This window comes from Halopiger goleimassiliensis (assembly GCF_000455345.1).
Classification (GTDB): domain Archaea; phylum Halobacteriota; class Halobacteria; order Halobacteriales; family Natrialbaceae; genus Halopiger_A; species Halopiger_A goleimassiliensis.
Map to the genome: position 1 here is coordinate 568,013 of NZ_HG315690.1, position 20,776 is coordinate 588,788.

Below are 20,776 nucleotides of genomic sequence, written 5' to 3' on the forward strand. Positions count from 1 at the left end.
GTCGGTTCTCGCCGCGTTCAGATTTCGATCTGGTCCGTGACCTCGTAGCCCTCGATGTCGCCGAACTCGAAGACGTCGAAGACGCCGGCATCCAGGTCGCCGTTCTCGTCGAACGCGACGTTGCTCGACGCGCCACGGTACTCGATCTCCTCGCCGTCGGCGGCGAGGTCGAGCCCTTCCGCGAGGTTCGACGGTTCGATCACTTCGCCGCCGGGGTTCGCGACTTCGCGAACCTGCTCGCTGACGGCCGGACCGGAGAGTTCGTCGGCGCGGAGTTGGGCGAGGATGTGGACGGCGGTCGCGTCGTAGGCGTTGGCCGTGAACACGCCGGGTTCGTCGACGCCGTACTCCTCGGTGTACAGTTCGTCGAACGTCTCTCGGCCCGGGCCGGCGGCCGCGGGTGCGGTACCGGCGACGTTCTCCATGGGGTTGTCGACGTCGCCCGGCAGGTCGTGGCTCTGCATCCCGTCGGCGACGAAGATCTGGTGGTCGTTATCGAAGATCTCGTAGTAGTCCCCGAAGATCTGTTCGCCGCTGTCGGGGTAGCCAACGACCAGCAGGGCGTCGGGATCGTCGGCGAGTACCGTCTCGAGTTCGGAGTCGTAGGACGGCTGTTCACCCTCGAAGGCCTGCTCTTCCAGGATCTCGCCCTCGAAGTTCGCGACGAACTCGTCGCTCAGTCCCTGTCCGTAGTCGTTGTTCAGGTAGAACGTCGAGGCGGTTTCCAGCCCCATCTCTTCGTACGCCAGGTTCGCGAGTGCGACACCCTGCAACGCGTCCGTTGGGCAGGTCCGAAGCAGATAGTCGCCGTTCATGTCGGTGATGTCCGGCGACGTACTCGCCGGCGAGATGGCGACGACCTCCTCCGGGAAGAGGATGTCTTGTGCGACCGCGATCGTCACCGCCGAGTTGGCAGCGCCCGTGATCGACGGGTAGCCGGCGTCGACGAGCGTCTGCGCCCGTTCGATCCCGACCTGTTCGTCGTCCTCGGTGTCCTCCCGGCGGATGTCGATCTCGTAATCGACGCCCTCGTCCTCGAGTTGCCGACCGGGCAGTTCGCCGGCGTCCATGATCGGTGCCCCGAGGTCACCGAGGTCACCGGTTGCCGGCTGGAGGACGCCGACTTTTACGTCCTCGTCGTCCGATCCGAGACAGCCGGCGACCGACAGTGCAGTTCCTGCTCCGATTCCCGCAAGCACCCCTCGTCTACTAACGTTTCGGTCCATACAACCCACCAGAGAGATTCAAAGTATATAGATTTTGGGCGATCGATAATCACAATTCTTGCGCCGACCGGTACACAGTATACGCTTGTGTTTGGGTTGATATCTGACGCTCCCGACAGCGGGAAAACCGACACACGGACCCGCCATGGGTAATTGCAGAACGTTTTTCATTTGCCTCAACGTTCTTCCGTCCGATGACCGGTAAAGCGAGGGATCGATCATGACGATGGAGGACCGGATCGACGAACTCGAGGAGCTCCGCGAGGAGGCCCGCATGGGTGGTGGGGAAGAACGGATCGAGAAGCAACACGAGAAGGGGAAGATGACCGCCCGCGAGCGGATCGACTACTTCCTCGACGACGGGACCTTCACGGAGTTCGATCAGCTTCGAACCCACCAGACCAGCCAGTTCGGGATGGAGGAGAAGAAGATCCCTGGCGACGGCGTCGTGACGGGGTACGGGGAGGTCGACGGTCGCACGGTCTTCGTCTTCGCACACGACTTTACCGTCTTCGGCGGCTCACTCGGCGAGGTCTTCGCCGAAAAGATCTGTAAGGTCATGGATATGGCGATGGAGGTCGGGGCACCCATCGTCGGTCTCAACGACTCGGCCGGGGCGCGCATCCAGGAGGGCGTCAAGTCGCTCGCCGGCTTCACCGAAATCTTCCGCCGCAACCAGGAGGCAAGCGGCGTCGTCCCGCAGATTTCCGCGATCATGGGACCCTGCGCCGGGGGCGCGGTCTACTCGCCGTCGATTACGGACTTCATCTTCATGGTCCAGGACACGAGCCACATGTACATCACCGGCCCCGGCGTGACCAAGACCGTCACCGGCGAGGAGGTCACCCACGAGGAACTCGGCGGGGCGATGACCCACGCTAACAAGACCGGCGTCGCCCAGTTCGCCTGCGAGAGCGAAGAACAGGCGCTGGACGACATCAAGCGACTCCTCTCATATCTCCCACAGAACAACGTCGAGGACCCGCCCCGCGTCGAACCGTGGGACGACCCCGACCGCCGCGACGAGGAACTCAAGGAGATCGTCCCGCCTAGCCCGCAAAAGCCCTACGACATGGTCGACGTCGTCGATTCGGTCGTCGACGAGGGGTCGTTCTTCGAGGTCGCGGAGAACTTCGCGCAGGAACTGGTCGTCGGTTTCGCCCGCCTCGACGGCCGATCGGTCGGCATCGTCGCCAACCAGCCCCGCGTCAACGCCGGCACGCTCACCGTCGACTCCTCGATGAAGGGGTCGCGGTTCGTCCGCTTCTGTGACTCGTTCAACATCCCCATCGTCACCTTCGTCGACGTCCCCGGTTACATGCCCGGCACCGACCAGGAACACCGCGGGATCATCCGTCACGGCGCGAAACTGCTCTACGCCTACGCCGAGGCGACCGTTCCCCTCCTCACGGTCATCACCAGGAAGGCCTACGGCGGCGCTTACTGTGTCATGGCCTCCAAAAATCTCGGTGCCGACGTCAACTACGCCTGGCCGACCGCCGAGATCGCCGTCATGGGGCCACAGGGTGCAGTCAACATCCTCTACCGCGAGGAACTCGAGGAAGCCGAGAACCCCGACGAACTCCGGGACGAACTCATCGAGGAGTACCGCGAGGAGTTCGCCAACCCCTACACCGCAACGGACAAGGGCTTCCTCGACGACGTCATCAATCCGACCGAGACGCGGCCACGGTTGATCCAGGATCTGGAGATGCTCCAGACCAAACGCGAGGAGAACCCCGACAAGAAACACGGCAACATCCCGCTGTAACCCGGAACGATGGCATCACAGAAACGCGCGGAATCGCTCGAGTCGGACGGACCCGCGGAGGCGGACGGTCGGAGCGACGACGGTCCGGCCGGCGTCCTCCCCGGGAACGTCTCGATCGACATCCCCGATTCCGCCGACGACGAGGAAGCGGCCGCGATCGCGGCGGCCATCGGCGCACATCTCCACGATCACGCGCTCGCCGCTGCCGCCGCGGCCGACGAAGAAGAGACCTGGGACGGTAACCGCTGGGCGTTCAGCGGGCGCATCCGCTCTCAGCAACACCGCCACGTCCGCGTTCCGCGTGGCGCACCGACCGACGCGTGGTCGGCGGCCGGTCGGACGGATCGGTTCTGACCAACGATACCGGAAGTTCGCATTTGCGTTTTCGAGCGCGTTCGTGCTGGTGGACGCGAATTCCCGTCCCTCGAGTCACGATCCTCCCCGACCGGTCTCAGGGGGGAACGATTTTCGCTCGGGCACAGTTTCGGTGGAGGAGTGGTACGTACAGGGCGTGTGGTTACCGGTTCGAACCTGCCCAACCGCCTGCGATGGCGCGCGCTGTCGAGCGGCCGACCGAAAGGGAGACCGCTCGATTAAACCGCGCGAGGGATGAGCGACCGGAGGGAGCGTTAGCGCGGAACCGAAGGTTCCGCGAACCATGCGAACGGGCAGAGCGCGGCGCTACGCGCCGCGATGTCGGGGCGGCGCAGCCGCCCCGCCGCGCCCGTGAGCAGAAATCGGTTGGGGAGGGGCGTGGTAACTCCCCGTGTCCACGATAGCAGAGCGCTTTGTTCCACCAAAATCCGCTACGATCCCTGCGATCAATACGCACAACGACGTGTCGAACGTTCCAGCGTAACAGAACCGATTCGAACGGTTACGCAACCGTCCACCGGATTCGCGTCAGCGGGTGCAGCGGATTGGATCCGTGCACGTCGTACGTCACGTCGGTCACCGCGAGCACCGACGACTCCTGCAACTGCTCGAGGAGGTCGTCGTTGTACCCTCGCTCCCGCGAGTACCGGCGTCGAAGGAGCCCGAGGACGGTCTCCGAATGGGGACCGACCTGCTCGAGGTGGACGCCCGCCGTAATTCGATCCTCGGTCGCGAACCGCTCGAGTCGATCGACGACCGACTCCGACTCCGGTAGCGTCACCAGCGCGCCCTTCGTGAAGACGACGCAGTCGTCGCCGCCGTCGACGATCGAGTCCCAGTCACCGTAGAAATCGAAGCGATCGACCGAGATCCGGTCCCGGCCGTCGGCGAACGTCTCGCGAGCGAACGCGACGCCCTCGGGGACGTACTCGCCGCCGACGACGCGAACCTCGGGGAAGCCGGACGCGATCGCGGAAAGCGTCCAGCCCCAGCCACAGCCGAGGTCGAGGACGGTCTCGTCGCCGGCGAGGACGGGCTCGAGCGCCGATCGAACCACGTCGTACTCCCGGTCGACGAGTTCGTCGGTCGTGGCGAGATAGAGGCGTTCGCCCCTCGAGAGTACGGTCCGTTCCGAATCGGGCCTGCCTCGAATCGCTTCGACGATCTCTCTGGTCGACCGCGGGTCGTCGCGATGCGCCTCCAGGACGCCGCCGTAGATCCGTTGATACGTCTCGAGGTCGGTGTAGGCGGTCGGTTCGCCCGGCGGATCGCGATCCGGATCGAGCAGGTACGCCGCCCACGCCGATCGCTGCGGTAACTTCTCGAGCGGGAATCGGTCCATCAGCGCGCACCTCCGACGGCGGGACGCGGTGCTCGAGGGGCTGTTCGTGAATCGAGTGATAGTTGCGTCGCTATCACCGTGAGAACGCGAGTACGTGCGACGAGGTGTTCGCCCGTCTTAAATTCGGGTGATTTACGGACGAGAGGCGGGCGACCGGGATTCCCCCAATCTCGCTCTCGGCTCGTCAGTCCCGTTCGGCGACGAGCGCGATCGCCTGCACCTCGTCGTCGTACCGGTCGAACAGGTGCCGCAGTGACTGAACCCTGGATCGAGCCCGCGGATTCGTGAGCAAGTTGAATCCGATCTTCAGGGTTCGCAGCGGTCCCTCGTCCGCGACGACGCGCCGGGGCTCGAGCAGGGCCATCGGAGCGGTCGCCTGCCAGGTCACCGAAAAGCCCTCGCCCTCGAGCAGCCGAACCCACTCCGACGCCGAGAGCGGTTGCGGGAAGACGTTCGACAGGTCCGCGGCCTCGCGGCGAATCGCGGCTGCGGTCTCGTCGTCCACGTCGTCGGCGAGGGCGAGTTCGTGAACCCCGTACCGGCCGCCGGGCCGGAGCAGTCGCCGGGCCTCCTCGACGATAGCCCGCTTTCCGACGTCCGGCTGCATCGTCAGCATCGCCTCGCCGTAGACCACGTCGGCCGACCCTCGAGGCAGGTCCGTCTCCGCCGCGTTCCCGACCGCGATTTCGGGGTCGACTCCGGACGGACCCTCGAGTGCCTCCCGTAACGCGGCCGCCGCGTCCGGATCGAGTTCGACGCCGGTGTAGGAGTTCGGTCCCGCCTCGAGCGTTCTGCGGGCCGTCTGGCCCCGCCCAGGAGCGAACTCGACGACGTCGTCCGCGGCCGAGACGGCGAGGGCCTCGAGCAACGCAGCGGTGAGTTCGGCACCGCCGGGCCGCAGCGTACGCTTCCCGAGGTCGGCGAGCAGTCGGTACGCAGGCTGGTCCGCGATAGAGTCTTCGGACATGGATCACTCGCGTCGTCGCCCCGTTACGGCGAGCCTTCGCTGGGAGCGCTCGAGGCGATCACCGACTATCGCCGGGAGCGACGCGGGTCGTTTCGATCGTCGAACCGTCACCGTATGGCCGTTGTCCCGAATATGCTCGCGGCGTCCGGCGATACCGGCTTCGAGGCCTCGAAGCCACTCGAGAACGGAACCGGATCTCGAAGCCGCCACGTACTGGGCGGCGTCGACGCTCGCGGAGCGAACGGATGCCGTATGAATGGTGAGGCGGCGAACCGGATTTCCCAGAGGGTCGCCCACTCCAGTACTCGCCGGAACGCAGGCGGGCTTAACGTCCGTGTTCGGGATGGGTATGGGTGTTGCCCCGCCGCTGTGGCCGCCTCAACGCCGGTCCACGGAATCGAACCGTGGTGGGAACCAGTACCGGTAGTTACCCGCTACTCCGGCGGGCTCGATGGTAAGGCTTCCGAATTCGACCGCGTGGCCGCACGACCCAGTTTGTGCCTGGACCCGTCCGGACCTCGCTCGAGCGAACGGTATGAGTGAGTGGCCTCGGCCGGTTAGTGCTCGCGGGCTCAACGCCTCGTTGCCTCGGCGCGTACACCCCGAGTCTATCGACCTCCTCTTGCAGGAGCGGCCCCTGCGGTGCCTCGTTTCCAGGTGGGTTTCCGGCGTAGCTGCGTTCGGCCGTTACCCCGATGGCGCGTCGCTGCCCGGCAACGCCCTGTCGGACGACCGGTGTTCGAATTAGACGCACTGACTCGTTGCGAAAAAGTAAGGTGCTATCCCCGCAACAGTTCCCACAGAAATGTTCAGGAAGGTTCTGGTGGCGAACCGAGGGGAGATCGCCGTGCGAGTGATGCGGGCCTGCGAGGAGTTGAACATCGGGACCGTCGCGATCTACTCCGAGGCGGACAAGGACTCGGGCCACGTCCGCTACGCGGACGAAGCGTACAACGTCGGCCCCGCGCGTGCGGCCGATTCGTATCTCGACCACGAGGCCGTCATCGAAGCGGCGCGGAAGGCCGACGCCGACGCCATCCACCCCGGCTACGGCTTCCTGGCGGAGAACGCCGAGTTCGCCAGCAAGGTCGAGGACGCCGAGGGGATCACCTGGATCGGCCCCTCGAGTTCGGCGATGGAGTCCCTCGGCGAGAAAACGAAGGCCCGGACGATCATGGACGAGGCCGACGTGCCCATCGTCCCCGGTACGACCGATCCCGTCACCGAACCCGAAGAAGTCAAAGCGTTCGGCGAGGAGTACGGCTATCCCATCGCCATCAAGGCCGAAGGCGGGGGTGGCGGCCGCGGGATGAAGGTCGTCCGCTCCGAGGAGGAAGTCGAGGACCAACTCGAGAGCGCCAAACGCGAGGGCGAAGCCTACTTCGACAACGACTCCGTCTACCTCGAGCGCTACCTCGAGCAGCCCCGCCACATCGAGGTCCAGATCCTCGCCGACGAACACGGCAACGTCCGCCACCTCGGCGAGCGCGACTGCTCGCTCCAGCGACGCCACCAGAAGGTCATCGAGGAAGGTCCCTCCGCGGCCCTGACGGACGAACTCCGCGAGAAGATCGGCGAGGCCGCCCGCCGCGGCGTCGCCGCTGCCGACTACACGAACGCCGGCACCGTCGAGTTCCTCGTCGAGGAGGAGCCCGGTCGTGACGGCCCGCTCGGCCCCGACGCGAACTTCTACTTCCTCGAGGTCAACACCCGTATCCAGGTCGAACACACCGTCACCGAGGAGATCACGGGGTACGACATCGTCAAGCGCCAGATCCGGATCGCCGCGGGCGAGGAGATCGACTTCGAACAGGACGAGGTCGAGTTCGACGGCCACGCGATGGAGTTCCGCATCAACGCCGAGAACGCGGCCAACGACTTCGCCCCCGCGACGGGCGGTCGGCTCGAGACCTACGACCCGCCGGGCGGTATCGGCGTCCGTCTCGACGACGCCCTCCGCCAGGGCGACGAACTCGTCACCGACTACGACTCGATGATCGCGAAGCTGATCGTCTGGGGCGAGGACCGCGACGACTGCATCGAGCGGTCGCTCCGTGCCCTCCGGGAGTACGAAATCGAGGGCATCCCGACGATCATCCCGTTCCACCGCCTCATGTTGACCGACGAGGAGTTCGTCGCCAGCACGCACACGACGAAGTACTTAGACGAGGAACTGGACGAGAGCCGGATCGAGGAAGCCCAACAGCAGTGGGGCGGCGACACCGGCAGCGGTGAGACCGAGGACGAGGAAACCGTCGAACGCGAGTTCACCGTCGAGGTCAACGGCAAGCGCTTCGAGGTCGAACTCGAGGAACACGGCGCACCCGCCATCCCGGCCGGCGACGTCGACGCGAGCGGTGGAGGCCAGGCGAGTCCCCCGCAGCCGGCCGGCGGCGAGGGCGGCGGAAGCGACCTCGCCGGCAGCGGCGAGACCGTCGACGCCGAGATGCAGGGAACCATCCTCGACGTCGAGGTCGAGGAGGGCGACGAGGTCGCCGCGGGCGACGTGCTGGTCGTGCTCGAGGCGATGAAGATGGAGAACGACATCGTCGCCGAGCGCGGCGGTACCGTCGTCGAGGTCGCCGTCGAGGAGGACCAGAGCGTCGACATGGGCGATACGCTGGTCGTGCTCGAGTAACCGAACTCCTCGCGACGACCTGCTGTAGTGGCGTCTTCTCCGCGTTCGACGAAATCCAAGATTCGGAGCAGCATCGGCTCCGCCCGGATCGATTCGACGATGTAGCGGAAAACCCGGCAGGGAGGTCCTCGAACCGGGACCGGTCGTGGCGGCGACCACACTGTTCGTCACTCGAGCGGTTTCCGGTACCGAACGAAGACCTGCCCCGAGTCGGGGTGCGTCTCGCGGGTCGTTTCCTCGTACCCGTTCGTTTCGTACAACCGCCGCGCCGCGCGGAGGCGTTCGTTCGTCCAGAGCACCGCCTCGTGGATGCCATCCGCACGGGCGCGCGACTCGAGTTCGGAGAGCAGTCGCGTTCCGTATCCCTGCCGCTGGTAGATCGGGTCCACCCGGAGATGGCGTAACTGACAGGTGACGGGGTCCTCCCGCTGGAAGCCGCCGATCGCGACGACGGCGTCGTCGGCGAGACCGACGAGGAACTCTCCGCCCGCCTCCAGATAGTGGTCCGGAATGCGACGCAGTGGCCGGTCACCCGGAGCGTCGTCGACGAATTCGATCGGGGCCGCACGCATCGCTCGTTCGTGAACGGTCCAGACGTCGTCCGCGTCCCCGGGGTCGTAGCGTCGGAGCGTGAGTGCCGTCGACATGCAGAATCCCTCCATCGGGACGATCGACCGGGCGGCGGTTGTAGCCACCTATCGGAACGATTCCGAACGCTGGTGCCGTTTCGCGGGCCGGTACGTACTGGATCCGGCGGTTGAGATCAGCCCTCGTCGAGGAAGCTCACCCGTTCGTCCGGCGTCCAGTCGGGGAGGTCGTCGTACGCCGACGGTGGGTCCGCCTTCTCGCGGTAGTGCTGAATCACGTCCCGCGCCCAGGCGACGGCATCGTCCGCGTCGGTGTCGGCCATCAGTTCGATCGATCCGGTTACCTCGTCGTACGTCCGCACGACCACGTGCTCGTCTTCGTAGAGGACGAGTCCGAACGGGACGTCCGGACAGATGCGGTACTGTAGCGTCGCGTCGACCTCCGAGTGACGCTTGTGGACCTCCGGGAACTGGGTGAGGCGTTTCTCGACGATCGGGAGCGGCGCGATGTGTTCCGCTTCCTTCCCGTGCTCGAGACCGATCTCGATCACCTGCTCGAGGTAGAGCTCCGGGACGTGCTGGTTCCCGTCGACGAGGGTGAAGTGGTCGGCCTCCCGGAAGACGTCGAACTCCCGATCGAGCGGGAGCGTGGGGTCGTTCGGCTCCGGCCGGGTAATCCGGGCGTCGCGGAAGGCGTCGACGTCGAACGTCACGTCGGTCTCCGCGAACGCGGCCACGAACGGCCCGCATTCGAACGTCGTCCGGACGTCTCGGACGTAGTCGTCGACGGCGGATGCGAGCAGCTCTCCCGTCGCGGTCAGTTTATAGCCATCGTCGGTCCGCTCGAGCAGTCCGTAGTCGTCGAACGTCCGGACGATCCGGTGGCACGTCGTCTTCGAGAGCTCGAGTTCCGCCTGGATCTCGCGGCGGTGATACGGGCCGTCCGCAAGCAGTGCTAACGCGTCGCGGCGTTCGACGGCCGTTAACAGGATCTCCTCCTCGAACGTACCCTCGGCCACAGTAGCCACTCTCTCCTGACCAGCATAAAAACGTTCGTCGGGCCGGCACGCGAACGGCCGGCAGGCACGAGCAATCGCAGCCGACGGTGACCGAACGGGTCGCGAACGTCGTCGCGTTTCTGTTCCTGAAACGATTTCGCGACGGGGACCAGTTCCGATGGGTGGGTACAACGGGTCCCACCGCGTTCTCGAGTGTAGGGTATGACGACGAACGAATCCGCACAGCACGGGGGATCGCAGCCGACCGGCGACCGCGACAGCATCGGGAGCCGCTCGAAATCGGTACCGGAGATCCGGGAGGCGGTCGCCGACCACGTCGACGAGATGGACGGCAGTTCCACGGTCAACCGCCTGCTGACCGCCCGCTACCGCCGCCGTCACTTCGCTCGAGCCAGCGGTCGCGTCCTCGATGTGGCCTGTGGCAGCGGCACGAACGTCGAGTACCTGCCCGAGGACGTGACGTACGTCGGCGTCGACATCAGTCCCGAGATGCTCGCGCGAGCGGCCGACCGGTTCGAACGCCTGCGGCGCGGCGAATCGCTGTACGAGATGAACGCTCAAGACCTCGCGTTCGACGACGACAGCTTCGACACCGTCATCTCCTCGATGTCGACCTGCATGTTTCCGGATCCCGTCGTCGCGCTCGAAGAGATGGCGCGCGTCTGCGCGTCCGACGGGAAGATTCTGCTGCTCGAGCACGGGCGAAGCAGCGTCGGTCCGATCGCGCGGCTCCAGGACTGGCGCGCGGAGCCGCGGTACGAGAAGACCGGCTGTCGATGGAATCAGGAGCCGCTGGCGGTGGTGTCACGATCGAACCTCGTCGTCGAGGGGACGACGACCGGTATGCTCGGGATGGTAACGACGATCACCGCCCGGCCACCCGACGGGGACTAACCGAACGAGTGGGGCCGTTCCGGCGACCGGGGATCAGTCGCTCGGCGACGGTTCGCCGGGCGTCGTCGCCGGATCGTCCCACGGCAACGGGCCGTCGTAGCCTTCGGGGACGTACGGACAGAGCGGGTCGCTCTCGAGGGGATCACCCGTGTAAGCGTACGCCCGCGAGCGACTGCCGCCACAGACGTTGCGGTAGGGGCAGGCACCGCATTTGCCCCGGAGTTCGTCCCGGTCGCGCAGGGACTGGAATAGATCGGCGTTCCGGTAGATGTCGGTGATCGGCCGGTCGCGGACGTTGCCAGCGGATTCGGGCAGGAAGCCCGAGGGATACACGTCGCCGACGTGACTCACGAACGCGAAGCCGTCGCCGGCGATGATCCCGGATCGCCGTCCGAGGCCGTCCTCCGGCTTCCCGGCCCCGGACTCGTCGTCGGACGCCGACTCGGCCTCGCGTTGCTTCTGGAGGGAGACGCGTCTGTACTGCGGTGCCTCGGTCGTCTTGAGCCCGAAGGGTGACGACTGCCTGACGTCGTCGAGCCACGCCATCACGCGGTCGGCCTTCTCGGGGCTGATCGGCTCGAGAACGCGACCGCGGCCGATCGGGACGAGGAAGAAGACGCTCCAGAGGACGGCTCCGAGGTCCTCGATCAGATCCCTGATTTCGGGGAGTTCGTCGACCGTCTGCCGACAGACGGTCGTGTTGACCTGGACGGGGAGGCCGGCGGCCTGGGCGTCCTCGACGGCGCGGATCGTCTCCTCGAAACTCCCCTCTTCGCCGCGGAACGCGTCGTGGGTGGCCGCCGACGCGCCGTCGAGGCTGACGGCCATGCGCTTCAGCCCGGCGTCGGCCAACTCCTCGATGCGCTCTGCGGTGAGCGACCGCGTCCCGCTGGGAGTGATCGTCATCCGCAGGCCGAGGTCGTCGCCGTGGCCGACCAGTTCCGAGACGTCGTCGCGGACCAGCGGGTCGCCGCCCGAGAGCACGACCAGTTGTCCCTCTCCGAACGCGGCGGCGTCCTCGAGCAGCGCCTTCCCCTCCGCAGTGGTGAGTTCGTCCGGGTGCCGGTCGGGCTGGGCGTCGGCCCGACAGTGGTCGCACGCGAGGTCGCAGGCCTGCGTGAGCTCCCAGATGAGGACGAACGGCCGCTCCGACGTATCGAGTTGACCACCAGGGTGCATTAGGCGGGTGTATACCCCCAACTGTCGAAAACGGCCCCGTCGTTCCCGATCGGCGGGAATTCTTCGAATATGTTCGTCAAATCGGCGACGTGTTCTCAGTGGCCGGGAGGTCGAGGAACGGGCATCACGACGCCGTGAAAGCACCGGATATGGTCGAGAAAACGCGCCGGCGGCGGGTCGAATCCGACGGCGACGATCGGGACGCTGCCCGGTGGGAAGTGTTTTGCAGAGACGATCCGACCGACCCCTTGCGACACGTCGGTAGCGTGGTCGCCGACGACGCCGAGGAGGCCCACGAACACGCCGCGCGGCTGTTCGGCTGGTACGCCGTCGACGTCTGGGTCTGTCCAGCGACGTCGGTCGCCCGGTTCTCGACTCGAGCGAGCGAGTCCGAGCGCGGAGGAGGTGACGAGCCGGAAGGTGATGGAGAGGATGGAGAATCGGAGGCTGCCGAACCCAGGGTGTACGAAGAGACCGAGGGGACGCCACACGTCAGGGATTCCTGAGCGGTCCTGGATCAGGCGTCCTCGAGGTGAACCCGCGTCACGTAACCGCCACAGCCACACTGGTCGACGTACTCGAGGTCGATGCCGTCGTAAGCGGCCTCGAGTTCGTCCCAGAGGTACGACCGCGGATCGCCGTGATCGCCGTGCGTGACGAGGTTGACGTGGGTCCCGGGTGCAGTCGCCTCGATAGCGTCTTTGGCCTGTTCGACCACCAGATCGCGGTCGGCCGCGTGCCGGGGCAACTCGAGGTTCGCGGACCACGAGACGTCGTGGTCGCGTCTGGTGACCGGTTCGACGTCGGTGGCGTCGTCGCTCATACCCGTCGATCGACCGCGCGGAGGGGTAAGGCCTGAGACGAACACGTTCGCCTAACAGCAGAACATGAACGGGTAGATCAGCGCGACGCGGTCCCCGTCCGCCAGTTCCGTTTCGAACCCCTCGAGGTGTTCGTTGAACCGGCCGTTGACGCAGACCCGGGCGTAGGGCCTCGTCTGCTCGCCTTCGGGGTTCTTTCGCCAGGTGCCGGGCAGGTCGGCGGGCGGCTCCGCCCAGCCCCGGGCGGTCGCGTCCGCCTCCGTCTCCGCGATCAACATGTCCTCGACGTCGTACTCGGCGAAGAAGGCCTCGAGGAACTCCCGGAGGCGTCCGCCCTCGAACGCGAACTCGAGTTCGTGCGTGCCGACCGCCTCGCGGACGTGTCCGGTACAGCGCACCGTGACAGTGGTCACCGCGGAGTGGTCTGAATCGGGCGACTCCAGTCGGCTGGTCATACTGGGACCTACGCTCTCGGGTCGCGAAAGACCGCTTCCGAACGTGTTCGGACACGAGGTGACGACGCTCGAGCGCGAAGGGACGGACATGAACGGCATTCCCGGAGGGTTACGGACCGACCAGCAGCCCCCGATGGCGATTCCGCTGCGCCACTTCGTCGTGGGGCTGGCGTTTCTCGTGCTGGCCGTCGTCGGCGGAACGGTCATGGCGGTCAGGACGCTGCCGGGGCTGGCGGACCTGGCTCACCTCCACGTCACGCTGCTCGGTTGGGTCGTGCTGACGATCATGGGCGCGATGACGCAGTTCGTCCCCGTCTGGTCCGGGGTCTCGATCCACTCGCGGCGACTCGCGGTCGCACAGCTCTGGCTGGTCGTCGCCGGACTGGTCGGGTTCGCGGCGGCGCTACTCGCCGGAGCACTCGCCTGGCTGCCCGTCGTCGCCGGCCTCATCCTCGTGGGTATCTGGCTGTTCGTCTACAACGTCGGCCGCACGCTGCTTTCGGCGCGGCCGCTCGATTTCACCGAACGACACTTCGGGTTCGCGCTCGTCTGCTTCGCCGCCCTCGCGCCGCTTGGATACCTCCTCGCCGTTGATTTCACCCAACCGGTTCTCGAGGGGACTCCCTTCGTCAGGGGCGAGGTGCTGCTCGTGCACGCCACGCTCGCGCTCTACGGGGCCGTCCTCTCGACGATCGTGGGCGCGCTGCTGCAACTCACCCAGATGTTCGCCCAGTGGGAACCCGGAGCCGTCGAGGACCGGTTACTCGAACTCGAGGAACTGCTCTTCCCCGGGGGCGTGCTGGTCCTCGCGACCGGCCGCGGCCTCGGCGTCGAACCCATCGCCCGACTGGGTGCCGCGGCCGTGCTCGTCGGCCTCCTCGCGTACGTGGCCGTCGTCGTTCGCGGGCTCTGGCAGGCGACGGCCGATCGATCGCCGATGACCGACCGGTACTGGGTCGTCGTCGCATCGCTGGTCCTCTGGACTGTCCTCGCCGTGCCGACCTGGCTGACCGACGCAACCGGCTACGCCGGCCTGTTCGGCCATCCCGACGCCTTCGTCGTCCTGGTCTTCGGCGTCTTCGGCTTCGTCGTCGTCGGCTCGCTGTACCACATCGTCCCCTTCATCATCTGGCTCGAGCGCTACAGCGACCGGCTGGGGTTCGAACAGGTGCCGATGATCGACGACCTCTACGACGACCGTCTCGAGCGTGCCGATTTCGTCCTGACGCTCGCCGGCTTTGCCGTCCTGACCGTCGCATCGCTGGTCGGGGTCCCCACGAGAGTAGCAGTCGGCGGCAGCGTCCTCACGACGCTGGGCTTCTGTCTGTTCGTCCTGAACATGCTGCTGACGATCCACCGCCACGGTCCCGATGGACTTGGCGGCGTGTTCGTCGACGCGATCGACTCGGCTCCCGAGGAAAGCGACGACGCACCCGTCACTCGCCCCTCGAGCGGTGACGGCCCCTGATCGGGAGGCCGCTCGAGGGACTCAGAAGGAGAGACACGATTCGAAGCCAAACGGTGACGCCCTCGAGCAAGCTAGCCTTCGAGCACTTCGTAGGCGACGTCGGCATCGCGGAGCGCGTCCGTGACGCGGCCGACCGCGTCGGTCGTGGCGACGACGGTCACCTCGAGGCCGTGTTCGGCGGCGTCGGCGGCGACGTCGCCGACGGCGAACGTGACGTCCGGTTCGATCTCGGCCCGCCGACAGGCGACGACGGCCTCGACGCCGGTCGCGGCGACCCGGTCGGCGTCGGTACACGCGGTGGCGACCGTCTCCGACTCGATCGCTCGACTCCCGCCGGTGCGGATGCTCGGCACCTGGAGGACGGTCACCGACCCTGGCTCGAGTTCCATGACGCCCTCGAAACTGGTGACGCCCACGTCGGTGCCGGCCTCGGCGTCGGTCGTCGCGATGCCGGTCGCGGGACCCTCCCCACCCGGTTCGGCGTGCAGCAGGCCGTCCTCGAGGAACAGGGAGACGGTCTCGCCCTCCTCGATGTCCGCGGTCGCGACGTAGGCGTCCTCGCTCATCGCCCCGAGGACGTCGCCGGTGACGTGGTCGGCGAACCGTCGGACGTCGTCCGCGGTCCGGAAGAGCCAGTCGACGCCCTCCGGAGTCACCCGGTACCGCGAGCGTCCTTCCTTCTCGACGAGGCCGTCGTCGACCAGTTCGCGGATGTACTCGCTGATCGCCTGGCTCGTGACGCCGACCTCCTCGGCGATCTCCCCCTGACTGACCGCGGGCTGGCGCTCGGCGATCTGCACGAGGATGCGAAACCGCGTCGCGGCCCGCTTGTTGTCGAGGACGTCGACCATACAGGGGCCTTCTCTCGAGCGTAGCAAAAAGGTACGCGGTCCCAGGCCGATACGCCCCGTCAGTTCCGCCGGTCTGGGGACGAACAGCGAAGGGGCTGGCGGCCGAAACCGGTCGTATGCAGGTGCGTGCCGTTCCCCGTCACCGCTCACCACAGATCCCGACCCCCATATATCAGGGGGGGAGATATCGAGCGACGACTGAACAAACTCATTAGGATCGAATAGAGTCTCGAGAGCATGAACGACCGCTACGACGTAGTGATCGCCGGTGCGGGTCCCGCAGGGGGACAGTGTGCGCGAGACCTCGCAGCGAGGGGCTACGACGTCGTCGTCCTGGAGACGGAACCCGAAGACGAGTTCCCGCGCGCGAGCAACAAATCGACAGCGGGGACGTTCCCGTCGATGATGGCCTCCTACAACGTCCCCGACGACGTGGTGATGCAGTACACCGACAGCGTCGTCCTCGAGTCGCCCACCAACTACTACGTCCGGGACCAGCCCGGAGCCGTCCTCGATTTCGCCGCCTTCAAGCGGTTTCTCGTCGAGGATAGCCGCGAGAACGGCGCGGAGTATCGGTTCGGTGCTCGCGTCACCGAACCGATCATGGAGGGCGGCGAAATCGTCGGCGTCCGCTACAACGGTGACGAGGAAGTGTACGGCGAGATCGTCGTCGACGCGACGGGGCCGGCCGCACCGCTGGCGAAGAAACTCGGCGTCGTCGACCTCGAGCGCGAGAACCACGCCATCGGCATCGAGTACGAGTTCGAGGGCATCGAGGTCGACCGCCCCGGCTACGCCGACCTGCACGACGCGATGATGCTCCGACTGGACCACGAACTCGCACCCGGCGGTTACTCGTGGATCTTCCACACCGGCGAGGACACCGCCAAAGTGGGGCTCTGTTACATCCAGAACGACTACCACAGCACCCGCTCGAAATCGAGTTACACCATCGACGACTACCTCGAGCACTGGCTCGAGACCGACCCACGACTCGCCGACGCCGAGCGCCTCGAGGGCAAACAACACCGCGGCTCGGCGCACATCCAGATGCCCGGGCAGATGCACACCGATCGGTTCATGGCCATCGGCGACACCGTCCCGTCAGTCGACCCGCTGTGGGGCGAAGGCATCCACAAGTGTATGGACTCCGGTCGCGTCGCCGCCGCTACCGCCGACCGCTGTCTCAAACACGGCGGCGTCGAGCCGACCGCGGAGAACCTCGAGGTCTACGAGACCCTCTGGCACCGCGACGTCGCCCCCAACGTTCGCAACCGCCAGCTGATGACGAAGCTCCTGTATCTGGCCGACAACGAACGGTACGACCGGCTCATGGCCGACCTCGACCGTCTCGACGACGATACGCTGTCGAAGGCCAACGACGGCGACTGGCTCTCGATCGCCCGCCTGCTGCACCTCGAGGACGCCCCGTTGCTCGCGGAGTTCGCCAAACGCGAGTTGGTGCCTACCCTGTCGCTGTAGCCGGTCTTGTGCCTCGTCGCCGATTTCGAATCGTCTCGCGGACCGTCTTTTCCGCTCGTCGCGTCTACCGCGGATCGGGGACGAGGGGTGCTCGTACCACTCCCGGCAGCGCCCCGCTCGAGCCGGGGTACGTAGACAGAACGTTAATGGACGGCGCTTTCGAGTAGGTAGTTGTATGTCTCGTCGGCCGCGCCGTCCAGTCGGCGACTCGAGTCCGGCAACGACGAGCGAGCGCTCGCGTCAGCTACCGCGGCGGTCGATACTGACGGCCGCAAGTGCGACGCTCGCGGCGACGGCCGGCTGTACGGACCTGCTCGAGGACGGCTCGTCGCTCGCGGAACCGATCGTCGACGCCGTCCCGGCGGACGCGACCGTGCTCGTCCGCATCGACCCGGACGCAACCGATCCGGACGAGTTCGAGCGGTTACGCGGGGAACTCGCGGCCGTCGATTCGGAGCGCCTCGACGTAGAAACCGGACTCGCGAGGCTCGAGGACCGAACCGGCTTCACGTCGCTCGAGACGGACGGCCTCCTCTTGTTCGACGGACCGAGCGTCGACGATCCCGACGATGGTGGGCCGCCGGTCGACGCCGTCTTCGAGGGCGAGTGGAGCGACGCCGAGGTCGTGACCGGGCTCGAGGACGGGACCGATCTCGCGTACGAGCAGCGGACGTATCAGGACGAGCCGGTGCTGTACGAACCAGTCGGGGATGGGACCGAGCAGCCGCCAACACTCGGTGTCCACGGTAACGGGCGGTACGTCCTCGGCAGCGAGACGGGCGTTCGTGCGTCGCTCGCCACGCGCTACGACGAGGCGGACGAGCCCTCGGGCTCGATTCGCGACGCCTACGACGACGCACGCGACGTGCCAGTGACGTTCGCGGTGGAACCGATCGGCTCGCTCGTGCCGGAGGGGTACGAGTTACTGTTGCCCCCGGGTGGAACCGACGCCCTCGAGGGCGTCTCGAGCGTCGGCGTGAGCGTCGACGGTCTCGAGTCCGGCGTGGAGTTACTCGTCGGATTTCGAACCACGGGCGACGCCGACGAGCTCGAGGAGATCCTCAGGGGAACGATCGCGTTGCTCGCGGAAACCGACGAGGAACACGGCGACCAGCTCCAGGCGGCGACGGTCGAGCGCGACGGCGACGTCGTCGAACTGGCCTACGACGGCGATCCGGAACCGGTGTTGTCCCTGTTCGACGAGGTGTGAGCCGTGGACCTGCTCGCCCTGTTGCGCAAGGAGACGATCGCCGCCCGCCGGAACCTGGCGCTGATCGTCGTCGTGCTGGTCGTGCTCCCCGCCGCGATTATCGGCGGGACGGTCGTCTTCCAGACGACGATTCCACAGGACGTCCCCGTGGGCGTCACGGGAACGGACGACGCCACCGCCAACGACATCGCGATCGCTCGAGCGGGCGTGACGACGCTCGCGACGCCGATCGGGTACGAGTCGACCGACGACGCCCGGGCGGCGCTCGCCCGCGAAGACGTCTACCTGGTCGTCGAAGTCCCGGGTGACGTGACCGATCCGGACGCGAACGCGACCGTGACGGTGATCTCCGACGGAGCTTACGTTCCGCTCGAGGAACCGGTCGACGAGAGTGCGGCGCTCATCGAACGGCAGTTCGACGCGGCGCTCCCGGCAGATATTCACGTCGAACAGGAACGACTCGGTACCGATCGGACGCTCTCGGCGTTTCTCGTCCCGACCGGCGCGTTCGCCTTCGTCGTCCTCTACGCGCTGGTCTTCCTGCCGTACCAGGTTCGGTCCGAACGTCGCGTCGTCGACCGGTTACGCACGGAGACGCGCCTCGAGACCGTCCTCGCGAGCAAGCTCCTGTTCTACGGGGGTGCGCTCGCCGTTCCGACGGCGATCGTCGCGCTCGCGACCCGACGGCTCGGCTACGACGTCGCGGCCGCTGCGCCCCTGTCACTGCTCTCGCTGGGGCTGACGTTCGTCTTCCTGTCGGCCGTCGGTCTCGCGATCTGCTTCGCGTTCGATCTACGGACGTCCGGCCTGTTCGTCGACCTCGGGATCGCCGTCGGGGTGTTCGCGTTCTCGAGTCTGGTCTTCCCCGCGGGCTTTTTCTCGACGATCCAGGGAACGATCGCACGGATGCTCCCGACCTACTACGCCGCGGTCGCGACCCGCAGCGGGATGTTGCGGGACGTGCCCCTCACGCTCTACGGCGACCACCTCCTGTGGCTCGGCGGGACGACCCTCGCATCGCTGGTTGCACTCGAACTGGCACTGATCCGCTACCGACGGAGGCGATAACCCGTGTCCGACGGAAACTCCGATCCCCGGCCGACGGCGAACCGCGATTCCCAGGCGACGGTCGGCGATTCGACTCGCGGGACAGGGAACGCGGAACCGACAAACGGCATCGTCCTCGAGTACGTCTCGAAACGGTACGGAACGACGACGGCGCTCGAGGACGTCTCCCTCACAATAGGTTCTGGGACGTTCCACGCGCTCGTCGGCCCGAACGGGGCGGGGAAATCGACCCTGTTCGGACTACTTTCCGGACTCACCCGACCAACGGAAGGGAGCGTCACTCGGACGGTCGACTCGGTCGGCTACAGTTTCCAAGAGCCGCGATTTTATCCGGACTTGACGCCGCGGGAGAACCTCTCGGTGTTTCGGTCGATGGCGGCCGACCCCCCGCCCGCCGAGTGGATCGACACCCTCCTCGAGGAACTCCGACTCGAGCCGGCGGCTCATCGGCGGTCGGCGGCTCTTTCGGGTGGCTTTCGGTCGAAACTGGACCTCGCGCTGGCGCTGGTCTCGCGGCCACAGCTGGTCCTGCTGGACGAGCCGCTGGCCGACGTGGACGATCACTCGGCCGATCGGATCGTCGACTTCCTCGCGTCCTACCGGCAGGAGCATCCGGACCGCACCGTCGTCGTCTCGACGCACGACGTGGCGGCCTTCGCCGACGCCCTCGAGCGACTCACCGTCGTGGTCGACGGCGGGATCCGATTCGACGGCGCTCCCGAGGGAGACGTTCTCGAGCAGTACCGGACCGTGCTCGAGGATTCGACCACCGACTGAGGCCCGCCGTTACGTCTCGAGCAGCTCCGCAGTCTCGACGATTGTCGCGAACTCACCCTCGAGGTGGGCCAGCGCCGTCCGGTGGACCGTCTCGGCGTCGAACGTATCGCCGTCGTAGCTCCGTTCGAACGTCGCCGTCGCGTCCGCGACCACGACCGGTTCGAATCCGCGGTTCTCGGCCATTCGAGTGGTCGTCGAGACGCAGTGATCGGTCGTCAGGCCAGCGATCACCAGCGTCTTCGAACCGCGTTCGCTCAGCCACGACTCCAGGTCGGTATCGACGAACGCACCGTTGACCGACTTGACGAACGTCGGTTCGTCCGCGAGCGGTTCCGTTTCGGATTTGAACGCGAATCCGGGTCGATCCCCCCGGAGCGGCGATTCCGGTTCGGTAGAATCGTGCCGGACGTGCACGACGGGGCGATCCGTTTCGCGCCACCGGGAGAGCAACGACGCGGCGCGTCGTTCGGCAGCGGGATTGTTCCGCGTTCCCCACGATGGGTCGTCGAATCCTCGCTGGAAGTCGATCAACAGCAAGAGGGCGTCCCCTGTCGATCGCATCGTGATCCGATCGTCGTTCATACGCCATCTACGCGCCCCGTGACAAATACATCGCAGGTCCGATCGGATTTTCGATGCGATCGCT

20 protein-coding genes, 1 rRNA gene and 1 other annotated feature are annotated in these 20,776 nt (G+C 66.5%); of the genes, 10 read left to right on the forward strand and 11 right to left on the reverse strand.

Annotated elements, in window-relative coordinates; genetic code table 11:
* Positions 1-17 precede the first annotated feature (17 nt).
* Entirely contained in the window at positions 18-1,226 is a 1,209-nt protein-coding gene (locus TX79_RS02785; protein ID WP_049928243.1) for an ABC transporter substrate-binding protein, read from the reverse strand.
* Between the two features lie 226 nt (positions 1,227-1,452).
* On the opposite strand from TX79_RS02785, the gene TX79_RS02790 reads away from it, so the two are divergent.
* Together TX79_RS02790 and TX79_RS02795 are read left to right on the forward strand one after the other, a co-directional pair.
* Positions 1,453-2,997: an acyl-CoA carboxylase subunit beta gene (locus TX79_RS02790; protein WP_049928244.1), complete on the forward strand. Its 1,545-nt coding sequence runs from the start codon at positions 1,453-1,455 to the stop codon at positions 2,995-2,997.
* Positions 2,998-3,006: 9 nt separating this feature from the next.
* Positions 3,007-3,351, forward strand: a complete 345-nt coding sequence (locus tag TX79_RS02795; protein ID WP_049925631.1) for a hypothetical protein — start codon at positions 3,007-3,009, stop codon at positions 3,349-3,351.
* 523 nt (positions 3,352-3,874) lie between these two features.
* Here TX79_RS02795 and TX79_RS02800 read toward each other — a convergent pair.
* From TX79_RS02800 to rrf, 3 genes are all read right to left on the reverse strand, one after another.
* Positions 3,875-4,714, reverse strand: a complete 840-nt coding sequence (locus tag TX79_RS02800; RefSeq protein ID WP_049925632.1) for a class I SAM-dependent methyltransferase — start codon at positions 4,712-4,714, stop codon at positions 3,875-3,877.
* Between the two features lie 184 nt (positions 4,715-4,898).
* Positions 4,899-5,681 carry a class I SAM-dependent methyltransferase gene (locus TX79_RS02805; RefSeq protein ID WP_049925634.1) on the reverse strand — a complete coding sequence of 261 codons (783 nt, stop codon included), beginning with the start codon at positions 5,679-5,681 and terminating at the stop codon, positions 4,899-4,901.
* A gap of 259 nt (positions 5,682-5,940) precedes the next feature.
* A 5S ribosomal RNA gene (rrf, locus tag TX79_RS02810) occupies positions 5,941-6,062 on the reverse strand.
* Between the two features lie 170 nt (positions 6,063-6,232).
* Positions 6,233-6,474, reverse strand: a sequence feature (23S ribosomal RNA rRNA prediction is too short).
* Positions 6,475-6,486: 12 nt separating this feature from the next.
* Here rrf and TX79_RS02815 point away from each other — a divergent pair.
* Positions 6,487-8,319: an acetyl-CoA carboxylase biotin carboxylase subunit gene (locus TX79_RS02815; RefSeq protein WP_049925636.1), complete on the forward strand. Its 1,833-nt coding sequence runs from the start codon at positions 6,487-6,489 to the stop codon at positions 8,317-8,319.
* Between the two features lie 167 nt (positions 8,320-8,486).
* Here TX79_RS02815 and TX79_RS02820 read toward each other — a convergent pair whose 3' ends face one another.
* Both TX79_RS02820 and TX79_RS02825 read right to left on the reverse strand, forming a co-directional pair.
* A complete protein-coding gene (locus tag TX79_RS02820; protein WP_049925638.1) occupies positions 8,487-8,966 on the reverse strand; it encodes a GNAT family N-acetyltransferase in 480 nt (159 codons plus the stop codon).
* Positions 8,967-9,082: 116 nt separating this feature from the next.
* The gene (locus TX79_RS02825) at positions 9,083-9,925 is read right to left on the reverse strand and encodes a transcriptional regulator FilR1 domain-containing protein (protein ID WP_049925640.1); all 843 of its coding nucleotides are present in this window, start codon (positions 9,923-9,925) and stop codon (positions 9,083-9,085) included.
* 201 nt (positions 9,926-10,126) lie between these two features.
* Here TX79_RS02825 and TX79_RS02830 point away from each other — a divergent pair, with 201 nt between their 5' ends.
* Complete coding sequence (locus tag TX79_RS02830; RefSeq protein WP_081655472.1) at positions 10,127-10,819, forward strand: class I SAM-dependent methyltransferase; 693 nt, start codon at positions 10,127-10,129, stop codon at positions 10,817-10,819.
* A 33-nt stretch (positions 10,820-10,852) separates the two neighbouring features.
* Here TX79_RS02830 and TX79_RS02835 read toward each other — a convergent pair whose 3' ends face one another.
* Positions 10,853-11,998 carry a TIGR04053 family radical SAM/SPASM domain-containing protein gene (locus TX79_RS02835; protein WP_049925642.1) on the reverse strand — a complete coding sequence of 382 codons (1,146 nt, stop codon included), beginning with the start codon at positions 11,996-11,998 and terminating at the stop codon, positions 10,853-10,855.
* Between the two features lie 149 nt (positions 11,999-12,147).
* Here TX79_RS02835 and TX79_RS02840 point away from each other — a divergent pair, with 149 nt between their 5' ends.
* On the forward strand, positions 12,148-12,504 hold the full coding sequence (locus TX79_RS02840) for an Htur_1727 family rSAM-partnered candidate RiPP (RefSeq protein WP_049925643.1): 357 nt from the start codon (positions 12,148-12,150) through the stop codon (positions 12,502-12,504).
* Between the two features lie 11 nt (positions 12,505-12,515).
* Here TX79_RS02840 and TX79_RS02845 read toward each other — a convergent pair whose 3' ends face one another.
* Together TX79_RS02845 and TX79_RS02850 are read right to left on the reverse strand one after the other, a co-directional pair.
* Positions 12,516-12,821, reverse strand: a complete 306-nt coding sequence (locus TX79_RS02845) for a CGCGG family putative rSAM-modified RiPP protein (protein ID WP_049925645.1) — start codon at positions 12,819-12,821, stop codon at positions 12,516-12,518.
* 51 nt (positions 12,822-12,872) lie between these two features.
* A complete protein-coding gene (locus TX79_RS02850; RefSeq protein ID WP_049925646.1) occupies positions 12,873-13,274 on the reverse strand; it encodes a MoaD/ThiS family protein in 402 nt (133 codons plus the stop codon).
* Positions 13,275-13,362: 88 nt separating this feature from the next.
* Here TX79_RS02850 and TX79_RS02855 point away from each other — a divergent pair, with 88 nt between their 5' ends.
* On the forward strand, positions 13,363-14,742 hold the full coding sequence (locus TX79_RS02855; protein ID WP_049928246.1) for a hypothetical protein: 1,380 nt from the start codon (positions 13,363-13,365) through the stop codon (positions 14,740-14,742).
* Positions 14,743-14,813: 71 nt separating this feature from the next.
* On the opposite strand, the gene TX79_RS02860 is transcribed toward TX79_RS02855, so the two are convergent.
* Positions 14,814-15,593: a DUF7839 domain-containing protein gene (locus TX79_RS02860; protein WP_049925648.1), complete on the reverse strand. Its 780-nt coding sequence runs from the start codon at positions 15,591-15,593 to the stop codon at positions 14,814-14,816.
* A gap of 237 nt (positions 15,594-15,830) precedes the next feature.
* On the opposite strand from TX79_RS02860, the gene TX79_RS02865 reads away from it, so the two are divergent.
* The 4 genes from TX79_RS02865 (at position 15,831) to TX79_RS02880 (ending at position 20,130) form a co-directional block, all read left to right on the forward strand.
* Entirely contained in the window at positions 15,831-17,075 is a 1,245-nt protein-coding gene (locus tag TX79_RS02865) for a digeranylgeranylglycerophospholipid reductase (protein WP_049925650.1), read from the forward strand.
* Positions 17,076-17,250: 175 nt separating this feature from the next.
* Positions 17,251-18,285, forward strand: a complete 1,035-nt coding sequence (locus TX79_RS02870) for a hypothetical protein (protein ID WP_049925652.1) — start codon at positions 17,251-17,253, stop codon at positions 18,283-18,285.
* Positions 18,286-18,288: 3 nt separating this feature from the next.
* On the forward strand, positions 18,289-19,353 hold the full coding sequence (locus TX79_RS02875; protein ID WP_049925654.1) for an ABC transporter permease: 1,065 nt from the start codon (positions 18,289-18,291) through the stop codon (positions 19,351-19,353).
* A 3-nt stretch (positions 19,354-19,356) separates the two neighbouring features.
* Entirely contained in the window at positions 19,357-20,130 is a 774-nt protein-coding gene (locus TX79_RS02880) for an ABC transporter ATP-binding protein (RefSeq protein WP_049925656.1), read from the forward strand.
* Between the two features lie 9 nt (positions 20,131-20,139).
* On the opposite strand, the gene TX79_RS18940 is transcribed toward TX79_RS02880, so the two are convergent.
* A complete protein-coding gene (locus TX79_RS18940; protein WP_081655586.1) occupies positions 20,140-20,712 on the reverse strand; it encodes a cysteine hydrolase family protein in 573 nt (190 codons plus the stop codon).
* Positions 20,713-20,776: the final 64 nt, after the last annotated feature.